We start from the raw sequence: 15,014 nt of genomic DNA on the forward strand, positions 1-15,014 counted from the left end.
CGATCGGGACGACTGCCGAGGAATCCGTCAACGACGAAGGGATCATCCGTGAAGACGAGGAAGCACGCTCGGGGCCTCGCCGCCGCCGTCCTGCTGGGAACGGCCGCGGCCGCACTGACCGGCTGCGCGAGCGGCACCGGGGGCGACTCCGGCTCCGCCGCGGGAGGCAGCTACACGTTCTGGGACCCGTACCCCCAGTTCGACGAGTCGTCCGACTGGGCGAAGCTCATCGACTCCTGCGGGACCGAGGCCGGCGTCACCGTCGAGCGCACCGGCTACGACACCACCGACCTGACCAACAAGGCGCTGCTCGCCGGGCAGCAGGGCAACTCGCCCGACCTCCTGCTCGTCGACAACCCCGTGGTCTCGACGCTCGCGGAGTCGGGCATCCTGACCACGACCGCCGAGTCCGGGCTCTCCACCGAGGGGATCGACGCGAACATCCTCGCGGCCGGCCAGACCGGCAGCGACACCTTCGGCGTGCCGATCGGCGCCAACACGCTCGCGCTGTACTACAACAAGGCCGTGCTCGAGAAGGCCGGCGTGGACGCCGCCTCCATCACCGACTGGGCCGGGCTGACCGACGCGCTCGAGAAGGTCACCGCCTCCGGCGGCAAGGGCATCACGTTCTCCGGCATCGGCACGGAGGAGGGGACCTTCCAGTTCCTGCCGTGGTTCTGGGGCTCCGGCGCCGAGCTGACCGACCTCGACTCGCCCGCCGCGGTCGACGCCGTCTCGCTCTGGAGCGACTGGCTCGAGAAGGGCTACGCGCCCAACTCCGTGATCGGCAACACGCAGACCACGAGCTGGCAGGAGTTCGAGACCGGCGAGTACGCCTTCGGCGAGAACGGCACCTGGCAGCTGGCCAACGCGAAGGCCTCGGGCATCGACTACGGCGTCCTGACCATCCCGTCGAAGGACGGCGGAGCGGCCCCCGCACCGACCGGAGGCGAGTTCCTCACCCTCCCGGTGCAGTCGGACACGGCGCGCTACGAGACCTCGAAGCAGATCGCCGAGTGCCTGACCTCGACGGAGAGCCTGGTCACGACCGACAACACGCTCTCGTACATCGCGCCGACGGCCGAGGCGCAGCAGGAGCAGGTCGCCGGCAACGCCGACCTCGAGCCGTGGGTCACCGCCGTGCAGGCCGCGAAGGGCCGCACCTCGGACGACCTCGGCACGAAGTACCCGAAGATCTCGGAGCAGCTGTGGGGCGCGGTGCAGACCGTGCTCAGCGGCTCGCAGTCTCCCGAGGACGCCCTGAAGGCCGCCCAGTCGGCCGCCGAATCCGCCACGAAGTAGGACGACCGGGGGCTCCCGCTCCCCGAACGAGGTCCCCCCGGCCGGTGCTCCGCGCACCGGCCGGGGGGACGGGAGAGACCATGACCACTGCCACCGAGACCGCCCGCTTCCTGCGGCGCGGCACCGAGCCGCCGGCCCCGCCCGCCCCGGCCGCCGAGAGCCGTCGGCGCCGCCGGCGCCCCGAGGGCGGCCGCCTGGTCGCGTGGGCGTTCCTCGCCCCGCTCGTCGCCTACCTGCTCGTCTTCTACGCGTTCCCGCTCTACCGCAACCTCGAGCTGAGCCTGAAGGACTACACGGTCCGCTCGTTCGTGCAGGGGAACGCGCCCTTCGTCTGGTTCGACAACTACGTCCAGGTGTTCCAGGACGCGACCTTCGGCCCGGCGCTGCTGCACACGGCGGTCTTCACCGGCGTCTCGCTCCTCTTCCAGTTCACGCTGGGGCTGGCGCTCGCCGTGTTCTTCTACCGCCGCTTCCCGCTCGCGAGCACGCTCCGGGCGCTGTTCCTGGTGCCGTGGCTCCTGCCGCTGATCGTCTCGGCCTCGACCTGGTCGTGGATGCTCAACAGCGACTCCGGCATCGTGAACGCGTTCCTGGAGTCGTTCGGGATCGGCCAGATCAACTGGCTCACCTCGCCGACCACCTCGCTGATCGCGGTCCTGATCGCGAACATCTGGATCGGCATCCCGTTCAACCTGGTGATCCTCTACTCCGGCCTGCAGAACATCTCGCAGGACCTCTACGAGGCGGCCTCGCTCGACGGCGCGACCGGCGCCCAGCAGTTCTGGCGGATCACGCTGCCGCTGCTGCGGCCGGTGTCGGCGATCACGATCCTGCTCGGCCTCGTCTACACGCTGAAGGTGTTCGACATCATCTGGATCATGACGAAGGGCGGCCCCGCCGACTCCTCGACCACGCTCGCCACCTGGACGTACCAGCTCGGCTTCGGCTCGATGCTGCCCGATTTCGGACCGGCCGCGGCCGTCGGCAACCTGCTGATCATCCTGGCCCTCGTCTTCGGCCTCGTGTACATCCGGGTCCAGCGGAAGCAGGCCGACTCGTGACCGCCCGACGCCCCTGGTACCTGACGGTGGTCGGGATCGCCCTCACGGCGGTCATGCTGTTCCCCGTCTACTGGATGATCAACGTCTCCCTCACTCCGACCGGCTCGATGCGGAAGGATCCGCCGGACTGGTTCCCGTTCTCGCCCACGTTCACCGGCTACCAGGCGGTGCTGAGCGAGCAGCTGCCCTACCTGGGCACCAGCCTCGTCGTCGGCCTCGGCACGGTGCTGCTGACCGTGGCGATCGCCGCTCCCGCCGCCTACTCGCTGGCGAAGCTGCGGCCCCGCGGCGGGCAGGCCCTCTCGTTCGTGCTGCTGATCGCGCAGATGATCCCGGCGATCATCATGGCGATGGGCTTCTACGCCATCTACCTCAACCTGGGGCTGCTCAACTCGATCCCGGGCCTGATCGTGGCCGACTCCACCATCGCGGTGCCGTTCGGCGTGCTGATCTTCACGGCCTTCATGTCGGGGATCCCCGACGAGCTCACCCAGGCGGCCCGGATGGACGGAGCGAGCGCCTGGCGCACCTTCACCTCGGTGATCATGCCGATCAGCCGCAACTCCGTCGTCACCGTCTCGCTGTTCGCGTTCCTCTGGGCCTGGTCGGACTTCATCTTCGCCTCGACGCTCGACAGCGGCGGCAAGCTCCAGCCGATCACCCTCGGCATCTACAAGTACATCGGCAACAACAACCAGGAGTGGAACTCGATCATGGCGACCGCCGTGGTCGCCTCGCTCCCGGCCGCCGTCCTCCTCGTCGTCGCCCAGCGGTACGTCTCGGCGGGAGTCACCGCCGGCGCCGTCAAGGACTGACCCGTCCCTCCAAGGAGACACCGTGACCCTCACCGCCCCCACCGCCACCGCCCTCGGCGGCCCGGTCGCCCCCTCGCGGAGCGTGCTCCGGCCGCTCCGCCAGGACGAGATCCGCCTCACCGGCGGCTTCTGGAAGCACTACCAGGACCTCAACTCCTCCGCCGTCATCGAGCACTGCCGCTCGTGGATCGAGCGCGTCGGCTGGGCCGGCAACTTCGACCGTGCGGCCGACGGCTCGATCTCGTCCGCCGAGGGCGGCGACGCGCACGCGGGCATCGAGTTCGTGGACTCCGAGGTCTACAAGCTCCTCGAGGCCATGGCTTGGGAGCTCGGCCGGAGCGACGACGCCGGGCTGCAGGAGCGGTACGACGACCTCGTCGCGCGGGTCGCCTCCGCCCAGGACCCGGACGGCTACCTGCACACGAGCTTCGGCCGGCCCGGCCAGCGTGCGCGCTACTCCGACCTGGAGTGGGGCCACGAGCTGTACAGCTTCGGGCACCTGATCCAGGCCGCCGTGGCGCGGCTGCGCACCGGGCACGACGACCTCCTGCCGCAGGTCGCCCGACGGCTCGCCGACCACGTGCACCGCGAGTTCGGGCCCGAGGGGAGGGTCGCCGTGTGCGGCCACCCCGAGATCGAGCCGGCGCTCGCCGAACTGGCGCGGGCGACGGGGGAGGAGCGCTACCTCGAGCTGGCCCGCCTGTTCGTGGAGCGGCGCGGGACGGGGACGCTGAAGCCGATCGCGTTCGGCGCCGAGTACTTCCAGGACGACGTGCCCGTGCGCGACGCGGAGGTGCTGCGCGGCCACGCGGTGCGGGCCCTCTACCTCGCCTCCGGGGCTCTCGATGTCGCGGTCGAGACCGGCGACGCCGAGCTGGAGGAGGCGGTCCGCCGCCAGTGGGAGGCGACCGTCGAGCGGCGCACCTACGTCACGGGCGGGATGGGCTCGCACCACCAGGACGAGGCGTTCGGCGCCGACTACGAGCTGCCGCCGGACCGCGCCTACGCCGAGACCTGCGCGGCGATCGGCTCCACGATGCTCAGCTGGCGGCTCCTGCTCGGCTCGAACGAGCCCCGCTACGCGGACCTGATGGAGCGGACGCTGCTGAACGCGGTGCTCCCCGCCACCCGCGACGACGGCCGCGCCTTCTTCTACACGAACACGCTGCAGCAGCGCGTCGACGGAGTGGCGCCGGACGAGTCGCGCGAGACCGACCGCGCGCAGTCCAGCCTCCGCGCGCCCTGGTTCTGGGTCTCGTGCTGCCCGACCAACACCGCCCGCACCCTGGCGAGCGTGGAGCTCGGCTTCGCGACCGCCACCGACGACGGGGTGCAGCTCCACCAGTACGGCGCGTACGAGGTGCGCACCGGAGGCGTCGCGCTGCGGGTCGAGACGGAGTACCCGGCCGACGGCGAGATCGTCGTGCGGATCCTCGAGGACGCGGAGTTCGCGCTGACGCTGCGGGTCCCGCCGTTCGCGCGGGGCTCGGCGCTGCTCGACGGCGAGCCGGTCTCGACGCCGACCGTCACCGTCCGCCGGGCGTTCTCCGCCGGCGACACCGTGCGGCTCTCGCTGCCGATGACGGCCCGCTTCGTCGCCCCGCACCCCCGGATCGATGCGGTGCGCGGCCAGGTCGCCCTCGAGCGCGGGCCGTTCGTGCTGGCGATCGAGTCGCTCGACCTGCCCGAGGGCCTGGACACCGAGCACATCGCGGTCGACGCCTCGGTGCCGCCCGTCGTGACGGCGGAGGGAGCGCGCGTGTCCCTCGTGGCGCGGGAGGCGGCTCCCGGCTGGCCCTACGGCTCCGTGCCGGTGGAGGAGGGGCGCCGCTTCGAGGCGGAGTTCCGGCCGTACCACCGCTGGGCGAACCGCGGACCGTCGACGATGCGGATCTGGACGCCGACGGCCTGACCCGGCGGCGCTCGCGAGAACGCAGAAGTCGTCGCACTCGAGCGCGAGTGCGACGACTCCTGCGGAGTGGCTGCCGTCGCGGCGCCTGCGCTCAGATCCAGCCGCGCTCGCGGGCCTCGATGACCGCGCGCTGGCGGGTGTCGACGTCGAGCTTGCGGAGGATCGACGAGACGTGGTTGCGGACGGTGCCGGAGGAGAGGTGCAGCGCCGCGCCGATCTCGCCGATCGTCTCGCCGCGGGAGCCGGCGCTGAGCACGTCGAGCTCGCGGTCGGTCAGCGGGCTGCGCGTGCTCGCCAGGGCGTCGGCGGCGATCTCCGGATCGACGTAGCGGCGTCCGCTCGCGACCTGACGGATCACCTCGGCGACGTCCTCGACCCGGCGCGACTTCGGCAGGAAGCCGCTGACGCCCGCTCCGAGCGCTCGCCGCAGGACCCCCGGCCGCGCGTGCCGGGTGACGACCACGACCCGCGTCGCGGAGACCCGGCGCAGCCGCTCCGCCGCCTCGATCCCGTCGAGCCCGGGCATCTCGACGTCGAACAGGCACACGTCGGGCTGCAGGCGCAGCGCCTCCGCGACCGCCTGCTCGCCGTCGCGGCACTCGCCCACGATCTCGAGGTCCTCCTCGAGGCGGAGGAGCGCGGCCAGCGCCGTGCGGATCATGTCCTCGTCGTCGGCGATCAGCACCCGGATCACGAGTCGCTCCCCACCGGCAGGCGCGCGTCCAGCTCGAAGGAGCGGCGGACCGCCCCGGCGCGCAGCGTCCCCCCTGCCCGCTCGACCCGCTCCGCCATGCCGAGGACGCCCGAGCCGGTCCCGTCCGCCTCCTCCGCGTCCGGTGCCAGGTCGTTCACCGCCTCGAACCGCCACTCGTCCTGCTCCCGCGCGAGCCGCAGCCGCGCGCTGGAGCCGCCGCCGTGCTTGAGGATGTTCGTCGTCGTCTCGCGGACCACCGGCCCGAGCGTCTCGGCCGGCGCGTGAGCCGCCGCCGGGTCGACCTCGAGCTCGACGCGGAGCCCGGCCGAGCGGAGCAGGTCGGCGGCGTTGGCCAGCTCGTCGGCGAGCGGGACGCTGCGGAAGCGCGTCGCCAGCTCGCGGGTGCCGGTGCGGGCGCCGTCGACCGAGCGCTGGGCGGCGCGCAGCTGCTCGAGAGCGGCATCCGGGTCGCTGCCGAGGAGGCGCTCGGCGAGCTCGAGCTGCAGCGCGATCACCTGGAGGTGGTGCCCCTGGAGGTCGTGCACGTCGCCGGCGAGCAGCAGGCGCTCCTGGGCGGCGGCGAGCCGGCCCTCGGCGGCACGCGCCCGGTCGAGCTCGCGGACGATGTCCCACCACCACAGCGCGCTGACGACCGTCAGGGGCAGCAGCGTCGCGAACAGCAGCAGGGTCGAGAGCGCGGCCGACGCGTCCGGCGCCGCGCGCGTCTGCTCGAGCACCGCCGCGACCGCGAGGACGATCGTGCAGAGCACCATCACCCGGAGCCGCACCCCGCTCTGCCAGGGCAGCACGGCGACCAGGGTCGCGGCGAGCGAGAGCCCGAGCGCGAGGCTCCCGGCGGCCGTGCCGGTGAGCGCCGCGGCCGCCACTCCGAGGCAGAAGACCAGGGTCGGCACAGCCCGGAGGCGCACCGGGCCCTCGCGGTCGGCGCGCCGGTACGCGAGCGCGGTCGGCGAGAACACCGCGACCCAGGCGGCCGCGCCCAGGAAGTAGGCGCCCTTCCGCCACTCCTCGGCCTCGGCGCTCAGCACCGCCACGGACCAGACGGCCAGGACGATCACCACGAAGGAGGCGGCCGACGCGAGGGTGTACCACCAGGTCACGGCGACGCCGCGGCCCGCGCGCACGGGCGGATCCGCCTCGGTCGAGTTCACCATGCGGCCCAGGCTACGACCATGACACTTGTCACCCCTCGGGCCGTCGATCCTCCCGGGACGCGGTGACCCGGCGGCACTGCCGCAGCGGGCGCGGACACGGTCGGATGGAGGAGTCCCGAGAGCCGGGGCCACGAACCGGAAGGCACGACCATGACGATCATCAGCGACGCGATCCTCGGATTCCAGGACCTGATCGGCCGCGTTCCCGAGCTCGTGCAGCCCCTCGTCGTCGCCGCGGCCGGGGCCGTCCCCTTCATCGAGGGCGAGGGAGCGGCGAGCATCGGGATCATCGGCGGCATCCACCCGGTCGTCGCCGGGCTCGCCGGGGCGATCGGCAACTTCGTCTGCGTGGCGCTGCTCGTGCTGCTGGGCACCGGCGTCCGCTCGGCGATCACGGGCCGCTCGGAGGCGAAGCGGACGACTCCGCGGCGCGAGAAGTTCCAGCGGGCCTTCACCCGCTACGGCGTCCCGGGCGTGAGCCTGCTGGGGCCGCTGCTGCTCCCGACGCACTTCACCGCCGTGATGCTGGCGGGCGCCGGAGTCGGCCGCGGGCGGATCCTGCTCTGGCAGGGCGTCGCGATCGCACTGTGGACGACGGTGCTGACGGTGATCGTCGGGCTCGCGGTCTCGGGCGCGACGCAGGCGGGCTGAGCGGGCCGGACACGGTCCGGAAGCGTGCGACCCCGGTGGTGCAGAGGCGTCCGCGCCATCGGTCAGTGCCGGATGCGCCGTCCCGGTCCGCCGTCCGGGTCCGCCGGGCCGGCGGACTGCAGGTGGGTGTGCAGGCGGATGAGGGTGTCGCGCAGCCGGGTCTTGACGGTGCCGAGCGGGATCGACAGCTCCTCCGCGATCTCGGAGTGGCTGTACCCGCGGACGTAGGCGAGGTAGAGGACGTCGTGGTGGATGGCGGCGAGCTGCCGGATCGCGCCGGCCGCGGGCGCCAGGGCGAGCCGGACGTCCGAGCGCTCCCACTCGTGATCGCGCGGCCGGTCGAGGACCGTGTACTGCAGCTCCCGGCGCCGCGCCGACCGGTCCGCCCGGGCGCGGTCCACGGCCCGGCGGTGCGCGACCTGGGCCAGGAAGGCGAGGACGGGACGGCCCGGGTCGAGCGAGCGCGCAGTGCGCCAGAGCTCGAGGTAGACCTCCTGCGCGACCTCCTCGGCGGCGGCGCGGTCGTCGAGCACCGCGTCCGCGACGGAGACGACCCTGCCCGCGGTGAGCGAGTAGAGCTGCCGGAAGGCGGTCCGGTCGCCCGCGCAGACCCGCAGCAGCAGGGCCGCTGACCGCGCAGGGCTGTCCCCGGGCTCACGCCGCTCGCCCGTCATCGTCGACACAGGGCTCAGCCTGGCACCGCGGACGCGCTCCTCCCGGGGTCGTGCCCCGAGAGGTGGCCCCCGTTAGAGGCTCACTTCTGCTCGCGTCCGCTGATGTGCGCCGCCCGACCCCCACTCTGCGCAGGGCCGGCCGTTCGCAACCGAGGCCCGGAGCGTCCGACAGTGGCCATCAGGCCGGTGCCGGGCCGCTCGACCTCGGTTGCGGACGGGCTCAGACGGCGACGCGCGCGTTCGACTGCGCGAGGAGCGCGACCGAGCGCAGGCGCGCCTCCGTCTGCAGCGACGCGTGGGCGACGATGACCTCGTCGGCGTCGGCGGAGCGGGCGAAGTCGGCGGTGTAGTCGGCCACCTGGTCGCCGGTGCCGACACCGGTGTAGGTGGTCATGCTCGCGACGTGGGCGCCGATCGGCGCGCTGAGCAGGGCGTCGAGCTCCTCGTCGTCGAAGGTCTGGCCGACGGGGATCTGCCCGCTCTGGCGCAGCAGCATCATCAGGCGGGCGCGCTTCATCTGCGCGAACTGCTCCTGCGCGTCCTCCTCGGTGTCGGCGGCGATGGCGTTCATCCCGGCGATCACGTAGGGGGCGTCGAGCTGCTCGGAGGGGCGGAAGCCGCGGCGGTACTCCGCGACGGCCTGGTGCAGCGCGTCCGGAGCGAAGTGCGAGGCGAACGCGTACGGCAGGCCCAGCGCGGCCGCGAGCTGCGCGCCGAAGAGCGAGGAGCCGAGGATGTAGAGGGGGACGCGGGTGCCGGCACCGGGCGTCGCGCTCACTCCGGGGATGCGGGACTCGCCGGCGAGGAATGCCTGCAGATCCAGCACGTCCTGCGGGAAGCGCTCGGAGGAGTCGGGGTCGCGGCGGAGCGCGCGGAAGGTCGCCTGGTCGCTGCCGGGGGCGCGGCCGAGTCCGAGGTCGATCCGGCCCGGGTGCAGCGTCTCGAGGGTGCCGAACTGCTCGGCGATGGTGAGCGGGGAGTGGTTCGGCAGCATGACGCCGCCGGAGCCGAGGCGGATCGTGGAGGTCTGCGAGGCGACGTGCGCGATGAGCACCGAGGTCGCGCTGGAGGCGATGCTCGCCATGTTGTGGTGCTCGGCGTACCAGACGCGGCGGTAGCCGTTCCGCTCGGCCTCCCGGGCCAGGGCGACGGAGGCGGCGAAGCTGTCGCGAGCGGTCTCACCGGGGGCGATGGGGGCGAGGTCGAGGATGGAGAGGGGAACGCTCATGGTGAGGGCAACGCCCGCGACGGCTCCGGTGTTCCCGTCGCGGGCGCCTTCCTCACGCCTCGGGGATGTCGCGGCCGTACGCCTCCAGCGTGACGGCCTCGGGCTCCGGTCCGCCGCGCACGCCGGCCTCGAGGGCGTCGATCCGGGCGAGCTCCGAGCCGGAGAGCGCGAAGTCGAACACGTCGATGTTCTCGGCGATGCGCTCGGGGCGGGTCGACTTGGGGATGACCTGGCGGCCCTCCTGGAGGTGCCAGCGCAGCATCACCTGCGCGGCCGTCTTCCCGTACTTGGCGCCGAGCTCGAGGAGCACCGGGTCGTCGAAGCTGCGGCGCGGGGAGTCGCGGTAGGCGGTGATGCCGCCGATCGGCGACCAGGCCTGGGTGAGGATGTCGTTCTCGCAGCCGAAGCGCTCGACCCGCCGCTGCTGGAAGTACGGGTGCACCTCGAGCTGGTTCACCGCGGGGACGACGTCGGTCTCGGCGAGCAGGCGGGTGAGGTGCTCGACCATGAAGTTGCTCACGCCGATCGCCCGCACCCTCCCGTCGGCGAGCAGCCGCTCGAGCGCCCGGTAGGCGTCGAGGGTGCGGTCGAAGGCCTCGGGCAGGGCCTGGTGCAGGATCAGCAGGTCGATCCGCTCGACGCCGAGCTTGCCTGCGCTCTTGTCGAAGGCGTGCAGCGTCTCGTCGTAGCCGTAGTCGCTGATCCACACCTTCGTCTCGAGGAAGACGTCGTCGCGGCCGGCGATCGCCTCGCCCACCTCGCGCTCGTTGCCGTAGGCCGCCGCCGTGTCGATGTGCCGGTACCCCGCGTCGAGCGCGGCGGCGACGGCGGCGCGGGTCTCGTCGGGCGGAGTCTGGAAGACGCCGAGTCCGAGGGCGGGGATCTCGACACCGTTGTGGAGAGTGAACGTGTTCATGAGCCCACGCTACGTCCGCAGACGCCGAGTCGCCCGAGAAGCCGCGCGCGACTCCTCAGGCGACCCCGTCGCTCCGGCCCTGCTCAGCCGTCGATCGGCAGCAGGATCCCCTTCACCGTCTCGTCCGTGGCGAGGAACTCCTGCACGGCCGGGTCCTGGAAGGCCTGGACGAGCTTCTTCACGTTCTCGGTGTCGCGGTACTTCGAGCCGATGGTGAGCTGCCCGGCGAAGTCGTCGGGGGCCTGCGGGGCGAAGATCTGCTGCTCGATCGGGATGCCGGCGGCGAGGTAGTACTCGGTGTAGCCGACGGCCGCGTCGAGGTCCGGCAGCGCGCGCGACTGGGCGGCGAAGTCGAGCAGCGTGAACTGCAGGTTCTTCGGGTTCTCGGCGATGTCGTCCTGGGTCGCGGTGCCCGGCTCCGTGCCCGGCTTCAGCGTGATCAGGCCGGCGTTCTGCAGCAGCCAGAGGCCCTGCGCCTCGTTGGCGGGGTCGGAGTAGAGCGAGACCGTGCCGCCGTCAGGGATCTGGGAGACGTCGGAGTACTTGTCGCTCCAGAGCCCGAAGCCCCAGCGGAAGACGGGGGTGGCCGCCTCCTCCTCGAAGTCGGGGTTGGCCTCGAGCACCTGTCCCAGCCAGAGCTTGTGCTGGTAGACCGTGGCCGCGACCTCGCCCTCGCTCACCGCGCGGTTGATGGTGTTGCTGTCCGAGAGCCCCTTGAAGGCGACGGTGATGCCGTAGCGCGGCGCCACCTCCTTCGCGACGAAGTCGACCAGGGCCTGCTCGGAGGCGTTGCCCTCGGCGGTCGCGACGTAGAGCGTCGCGCCCTCCTGCTCGTTGGCCGAGACGGCGGGGGAGAGGAGCGGGACGGCGATCGCGGAGGCGACGCCGACCACGACGACGGCCGCTCCGGCGATCCAGGGCCAGCGGCGCTTCTTCTTGAGATCGAATCCGAGGTCGTCGGGAGTGGACATGGCGGTGCCTTTCGAAGAGGGGGTGCGCGGGCGCGCGGGAGGGACGCCCGAGGGCGCAGGAGGAGGAGTGGTGGTTCTAGACGGCGGCCGCGACCCGCGGCGCTCGCCGCGAGCGGGAGGCGCCGGGCGTGGTTGCGCGGACGAGGGCGTCGCCGGTGAGCTGCACGGTCGCGACGGTGGCGACCAGGATCACGATGGTGGCGAGCATGACGGTGGTGTCGAAGCGCTGGTAGCCGTAGGTCACCGCGACGTAGCCGATGCCGCCGGCGCCGATCGTGCCGGCGATCGCCGAGTACTCGATCATCGCGATCGTGTTGATCGTCAGGCCGCCGATGATCTGCGGCACCGCCTCGCTCAGCTGGGCGGTCCGCACCACCTGCAGCCGCGACGCTCCGGAGGCGCGGGCGACGCGGGTGAGCGAGAGCGGCACGCTGCGCAGCGCGTTCTCGACGATCCGGGTGAAGAAGGCGATCCCCGCGATCGACATCGGCACGACGGCGGCCGCGATCCCGATGTTGGTGCCGGTGATCAGGCGCGTGAACGGCATGATCGACGCCATCAGGATGAGGAACGGCAGCGAGCGGCCGACGCTGATGACGGCGCTGAGCACCTGGTGGGCGGCCCGGTTCTCGGCCAGCCCGCCCGGAGCGAGGTTGTGCACGAGAGCGCCCAGCGGCACGCCGACCAGCACCACGATCGCCATGACGATGCCGACCATGATCAGCGTCTCGCCGAGCGCCGGCAGGACCAGCGCGGGGATCTGCTCGAGCGGGACCTTGTTGTCGAGGTGGAGGATCACGCCGCCACCTCCTCGGCGAGGACGCGCACGCCGGCGGGCCGGACCGACAGGCCGAGCTCGGCCGCCGCACGGGTGAGCCGCGCCTCGTCGACCGGGCCGAGCCCGATCGTCGCGTGGCCGACCGCCTGCCCGTCCACCGTCTCGATCGCCGCGCCGAGCAGCGCGACCGGGCCGACCGCCTCCGCGAGCCGGGTGACCCAGTCGGTCGGCACTCCGGAGCGGGAGTAGCCCACCACCCATTCGCCCAGGCCCGGGCCGGGCGCGACGGAGGGGCGCACCGGGTTGAGGGCGAGGCCGAGCGGGGACGCGGGGTCGCGCAGCAGGTCGACGAGACGGCCCGACTCCACGATGCGGCCGTGGTCGAGGCGGGCGACGGAGTCGGCCACCTGGCGCACCGTCTCCATCTCGTGGGTGATGAAGAGGATCGAGAGGCCCAGGTCGTCGCGCAGCTCCTTCAGGAGCGTGGTGATCGCGGTGGTCGAGGCGGGGTCGAGGCCCGAGGTGGCCTCGTCCGAGAGCAGCACCGAGGGGCGGAGGGCGAGAGCGCGGGCGATGCCGACGCGCTGGCGCTGACCACCGGAGAGCTGGTGCGGGTAGTAGCGGGCGCGGTCCGAGAGGCCGACGCGCTCGAGCAGCTCCGCGACGCGGCGCTTCGTCTCGGCGGCGGTGACGCCGAGGTACTCCAGCGGCAGCGCCACGTTCTGCTCGGCCGTGCGGCGGCTGAAGAGTCCGTCGGACTGGAAGACGGTGCCGATGCGGCGGCGGGCGACGCGCAGCCGCTCCTCCGAGAGCTGCGAGAGCGCCTCTCCGTTGACGACGACCGTGCCCGAGGTGGGCCGCTCCAGGAGGTTCACGCAGGCGGCGAGCGTGCTCTTGCCCGCACCGCTCGGGCCGACGACGGCGAAGATCTCGCCGGTCGCGACCGAGAAGTCGAGGCGGTCGAGCACGGTCGCCGGACCGTACGACTTGCTGAGCTGCTCGAGCCGGATCATCGCGTTCCTTCGGACGGGTCGGGCGGCCGCGGCCTCTCCGCGTCGTCCCGGACACGATGATGGAGCACCGCGGGCCCGCCCGTCCCGGCCCGCGTCGCCCGGCGTAACCCTTCGTCGCCGGGCGTAACAGTGCGCGGGGCGGAGGGGGTCGCGGCCGCGAGACGCGACAGGACCGCCGCGGCCGGCAGCACGCGGGCTACCGTGACCGGATGCAGCCGAAGTGGGAGTCGACGACCATCGAGCGCGCCTTCGACGAGGGGTGGTCGGACGAGCCGATGGGGACGAAGGAGAAGTTCTGGCTCGTCGCCGACGGCGATCTGTGGCTGTTCAAGTTCGCCCGCCAGCGAGGAGACGAGACCCGCGGTGAGGACTGGGCGGAGTGGGTGTCGTTCCATCTCGCGCGGATGCTCGACGTCCCGTGCGCGGAGATCCGACCTGCGACGGTGGGCGGTCGGCGCGGAATCATGTCGAGGAACGTCATCGAGCGCGAGCAGATCCAGAGCCTCGAGATCGGGAACAGCCTGCTGCGCCACTCCGATCGCCACTACGACCACGCTCGGAGGCGGCCCAACGACCGCTACACCGTCGATGCGGTGAGACGTGCTCTCGACGGCGTCGACGCTCCTGCAGGCTTCGACGCCGTCGCCGGACTGAGCGGTTTCGACGTGTGGGCGGGCTACCTGCTGTTCGATGCCTGGGTAGCTGGACGAGATCGACACGACGAGAACTGGGCCGTCATCGCCGGACGCGGTCATCGGACCCTCTCGCCCTCGTTCGATCACGGCAACGCCCTCGGGTTCCAGGAGACCGAGGAGAAGCGCGCCGCCTGCCTCGCCGATGAGGCTCTCTTCGACCGGTGGGTGCGGAGAGGAAGGAGTCACCATTTCGCCGGGAGACCGCTGCTGGTCGACCTCGCAGCGGAGGCCCTCGCGGCGGCCTCTCCGGAGGCGCAGGCGTTCTGGCCTGCTCGCCTCCGAGCGGTCGATCCCTCTGCAGTCCGCGAGGTCCTCGCGGCGGTGCCTCCGACCCTGATGTCGGAGACGTGCGCTAGTTTCACGGAAGGACTGCTGGCAGCGACACGGAGGAGGATCCTCGATGACTCTCCTCGTTGATCGACCGGCGCCGCGTCCGACCCCTGGTGTCCGCGAGCTGCTGCTCGTCTGGCAGAACCCTCGTACTCGCCGATTCCTCCGCGCGGCGGTGCTGTCCGTCGGGGTCGACGGCTTCCTCTTCCGGTACGAGCCTGCGGCTGTCGCCGACGAGGACTTCTTCCCGCTCGCGGAGTTCCCCCGTGTGGACGCGGAGTACCGGAGCTCGTCCCTTCCGCCGTTCTTCGCCAACAGGGTGATGTCGTCCGAGCGCGGCTCGTACGAGGAGTACCTGGGGTGGCTCGGTCTCGAGGCGGCGTCCCCCGACCTCCCCGTCGAGATCATGGTCCGGACCGGCGCGGCGCGAGCGACCGACACCTTCCATGTCGTGGAGAAGCCTCTCCGCACCGCGCAGACCCTCATCAGTCGTTTCTTCGTGTCAGGAGTCCGCCATCGGGCCGAGCTCCCGCTTCCGGTGCTGCCTCTCGAGCAGGGCGACGGGCTGGTCCTCGTGCCCGACGCCTCGAACCTCCGCAACCCGGAGGCCTACGAGGTGGCCTCGGTGTCCGGCGAGCGGATCGGATGGGTTCCGGACTGGCTGTGCGGTGAGGTCGCCGCGCTCATGGCGTCCGGATGGGAGGTCGAGGCGGTCGCAGAGAAGGTGAACCCCCAGGCCCCGTCCCACGTCCAGGTGCTCTGCCGGATCACCGCGACCCTGCGTCACTGAACCCGCTCC

General features: G+C 72.2%; 15 protein-coding genes. 7 read left to right on the forward strand and 8 right to left on the reverse strand.

The genetic code is table 11. The features are described 5' to 3' along the window. The first annotated feature begins 48 nt into the window (after positions 1-48). From GTU71_RS12670 to GTU71_RS12685, 4 genes are all read left to right on the forward strand, one after another. Positions 49-1,302 (forward strand): extracellular solute-binding protein, encoded by a 1,254-nt coding sequence (locus GTU71_RS12670; protein WP_159940325.1) that lies wholly within the window; start codon positions 49-51, stop codon positions 1,300-1,302. An 80-nt stretch (positions 1,303-1,382) separates the two neighbouring features. After that, complete coding sequence (locus GTU71_RS12675; protein WP_159940327.1) at positions 1,383-2,363, forward strand: sugar ABC transporter permease; 981 nt, start codon at positions 1,383-1,385, stop codon at positions 2,361-2,363. After that, positions 2,360-3,178: a carbohydrate ABC transporter permease gene (locus tag GTU71_RS12680; RefSeq protein ID WP_104222699.1), complete on the forward strand. Its 819-nt coding sequence runs from the start codon at positions 2,360-2,362 to the stop codon at positions 3,176-3,178. Before GTU71_RS12675 ends, GTU71_RS12680 begins: the two co-directional genes overlap by 4 nt. Before the next feature lie 22 nt (positions 3,179-3,200). Further along, positions 3,201-5,090, forward strand: a complete 1,890-nt coding sequence (locus GTU71_RS12685; protein WP_159940329.1) for a beta-L-arabinofuranosidase domain-containing protein — start codon at positions 3,201-3,203, stop codon at positions 5,088-5,090. 91 nt (positions 5,091-5,181) lie between these two features. On the opposite strand, the gene GTU71_RS12690 is transcribed toward GTU71_RS12685, so the two are convergent. Together GTU71_RS12690 and GTU71_RS12695 are read right to left on the reverse strand one after the other, a co-directional pair. Further along, a complete protein-coding gene (locus tag GTU71_RS12690; RefSeq protein WP_104222701.1) occupies positions 5,182-5,784 on the reverse strand; it encodes a response regulator transcription factor in 603 nt (200 codons plus the stop codon). Then, the gene (locus GTU71_RS12695) at positions 5,781-6,959 is read right to left on the reverse strand and encodes a histidine kinase (protein WP_159940331.1); all 1,179 of its coding nucleotides are present in this window, start codon (positions 6,957-6,959) and stop codon (positions 5,781-5,783) included. Before GTU71_RS12695 ends, GTU71_RS12690 begins: the two co-directional genes overlap by 4 nt. A 150-nt stretch (positions 6,960-7,109) precedes the next feature. On the opposite strand from GTU71_RS12695, the gene GTU71_RS12700 reads away from it, so the two are divergent. Then, positions 7,110-7,610, forward strand: a complete 501-nt coding sequence (locus tag GTU71_RS12700) for a small multidrug efflux protein (protein ID WP_104225805.1) — start codon at positions 7,110-7,112, stop codon at positions 7,608-7,610. A gap of 62 nt (positions 7,611-7,672) precedes the next feature. Here the strand turns inward: GTU71_RS12700 and GTU71_RS12705 are convergent, their stop codons facing one another. From GTU71_RS12705 to GTU71_RS12730, 6 genes are all read right to left on the reverse strand, one after another. Continuing rightward, positions 7,673-8,284: a sigma-70 family RNA polymerase sigma factor gene (locus tag GTU71_RS12705; protein ID WP_244230696.1), complete on the reverse strand. Its 612-nt coding sequence runs from the start codon at positions 8,282-8,284 to the stop codon at positions 7,673-7,675. Between the two features lie 220 nt (positions 8,285-8,504). Next, on the reverse strand, positions 8,505-9,512 hold the full coding sequence (locus tag GTU71_RS12710) for an LLM class flavin-dependent oxidoreductase (RefSeq protein WP_159940335.1): 1,008 nt from the start codon (positions 9,510-9,512) through the stop codon (positions 8,505-8,507). Positions 9,513-9,564: 52 nt separating this feature from the next. Beyond that, entirely contained in the window at positions 9,565-10,428 is an 864-nt protein-coding gene (locus GTU71_RS12715) for an aldo/keto reductase (protein WP_104222706.1), read from the reverse strand. Between the two features lie 83 nt (positions 10,429-10,511). After that, the gene (locus GTU71_RS12720) at positions 10,512-11,399 is read right to left on the reverse strand and encodes a MetQ/NlpA family ABC transporter substrate-binding protein (protein WP_104257783.1); all 888 of its coding nucleotides are present in this window, start codon (positions 11,397-11,399) and stop codon (positions 10,512-10,514) included. 76 nt (positions 11,400-11,475) lie between these two features. After that, entirely contained in the window at positions 11,476-12,198 is a 723-nt protein-coding gene (locus GTU71_RS12725) for a methionine ABC transporter permease (RefSeq protein ID WP_104222708.1), read from the reverse strand. Then, complete coding sequence (locus GTU71_RS12730) at positions 12,195-13,190, reverse strand: ATP-binding cassette domain-containing protein (protein ID WP_104256583.1); 996 nt, start codon at positions 13,188-13,190, stop codon at positions 12,195-12,197. Before GTU71_RS12730 ends, GTU71_RS12725 begins: the two co-directional genes overlap by 4 nt. Before the next feature lie 209 nt (positions 13,191-13,399). On the opposite strand from GTU71_RS12730, the gene GTU71_RS12735 reads away from it, so the two are divergent. Together GTU71_RS12735 and GTU71_RS12740 are read left to right on the forward strand one after the other, a co-directional pair. Next, on the forward strand, positions 13,400-14,302 hold the full coding sequence (locus GTU71_RS12735) for a hypothetical protein (RefSeq protein WP_104222710.1): 903 nt from the start codon (positions 13,400-13,402) through the stop codon (positions 14,300-14,302). Further along, positions 14,286-15,005: an HIRAN domain-containing protein gene (locus tag GTU71_RS12740; protein ID WP_159940337.1), complete on the forward strand. Its 720-nt coding sequence runs from the start codon at positions 14,286-14,288 to the stop codon at positions 15,003-15,005. The genes GTU71_RS12735 and GTU71_RS12740 overlap by 17 nt, the downstream gene beginning before the upstream one ends. The last annotated feature ends 9 nt before the right edge of the window (positions 15,006-15,014 follow it).

This window comes from Rathayibacter sp. VKM Ac-2762, from assembly GCF_009866585.1.
Taxonomy (GTDB): domain Bacteria; phylum Actinomycetota; class Actinomycetes; order Actinomycetales; family Microbacteriaceae; genus Rathayibacter.

Bases quoted from the DNA above. Each gene is read 5' to 3' on its own strand.
- GTU71_RS12720 (WP_104257783.1), bottom strand. From the start codon at position 11,399: ATGTCCACTCCCGACGACCTCGGATTCGATCTCAAGAAGAAGCGCCGC.
- GTU71_RS12715 (WP_104222706.1), bottom strand. From the start codon at position 10,428: ATGAACACGTTCACTCTCCACAACGGTGTCGAGATCCCCGCCCTCGGA.
- GTU71_RS12675 (WP_159940327.1), top strand. From the start codon at position 1,383: ATGACCACTGCCACCGAGACCGCCCGCTTCCTGCGGCGCGGCACCGAG.
- GTU71_RS12730 (WP_104256583.1), bottom strand. From the start codon at position 13,190: ATGATCCGGCTCGAGCAGCTCAGCAAGTCGTACGGTCCGGCGACCGTG.
- GTU71_RS12710 (WP_159940335.1), bottom strand. From the start codon at position 9,512: ATGAGCGTTCCCCTCTCCATCCTCGACCTCGCCCCCATCGCCCCCGGT.
- GTU71_RS12695 (WP_159940331.1), bottom strand. From the start codon at position 6,959: ATGGTGAACTCGACCGAGGCGGATCCGCCCGTGCGCGCGGGCCGCGGC.
- GTU71_RS12740 (WP_159940337.1), top strand. From the start codon at position 14,286: ATGACTCTCCTCGTTGATCGACCGGCGCCGCGTCCGACCCCTGGTGTC.
- GTU71_RS12700 (WP_104225805.1), top strand. From the start codon at position 7,110: ATGACGATCATCAGCGACGCGATCCTCGGATTCCAGGACCTGATCGGC.
- GTU71_RS12705 (WP_244230696.1), bottom strand. From the start codon at position 8,284: ATGACGGGCGAGCGGCGTGAGCCCGGGGACAGCCCTGCGCGGTCAGCG.
- GTU71_RS12735 (WP_104222710.1), top strand. From the start codon at position 13,400: ATGCAGCCGAAGTGGGAGTCGACGACCATCGAGCGCGCCTTCGACGAG.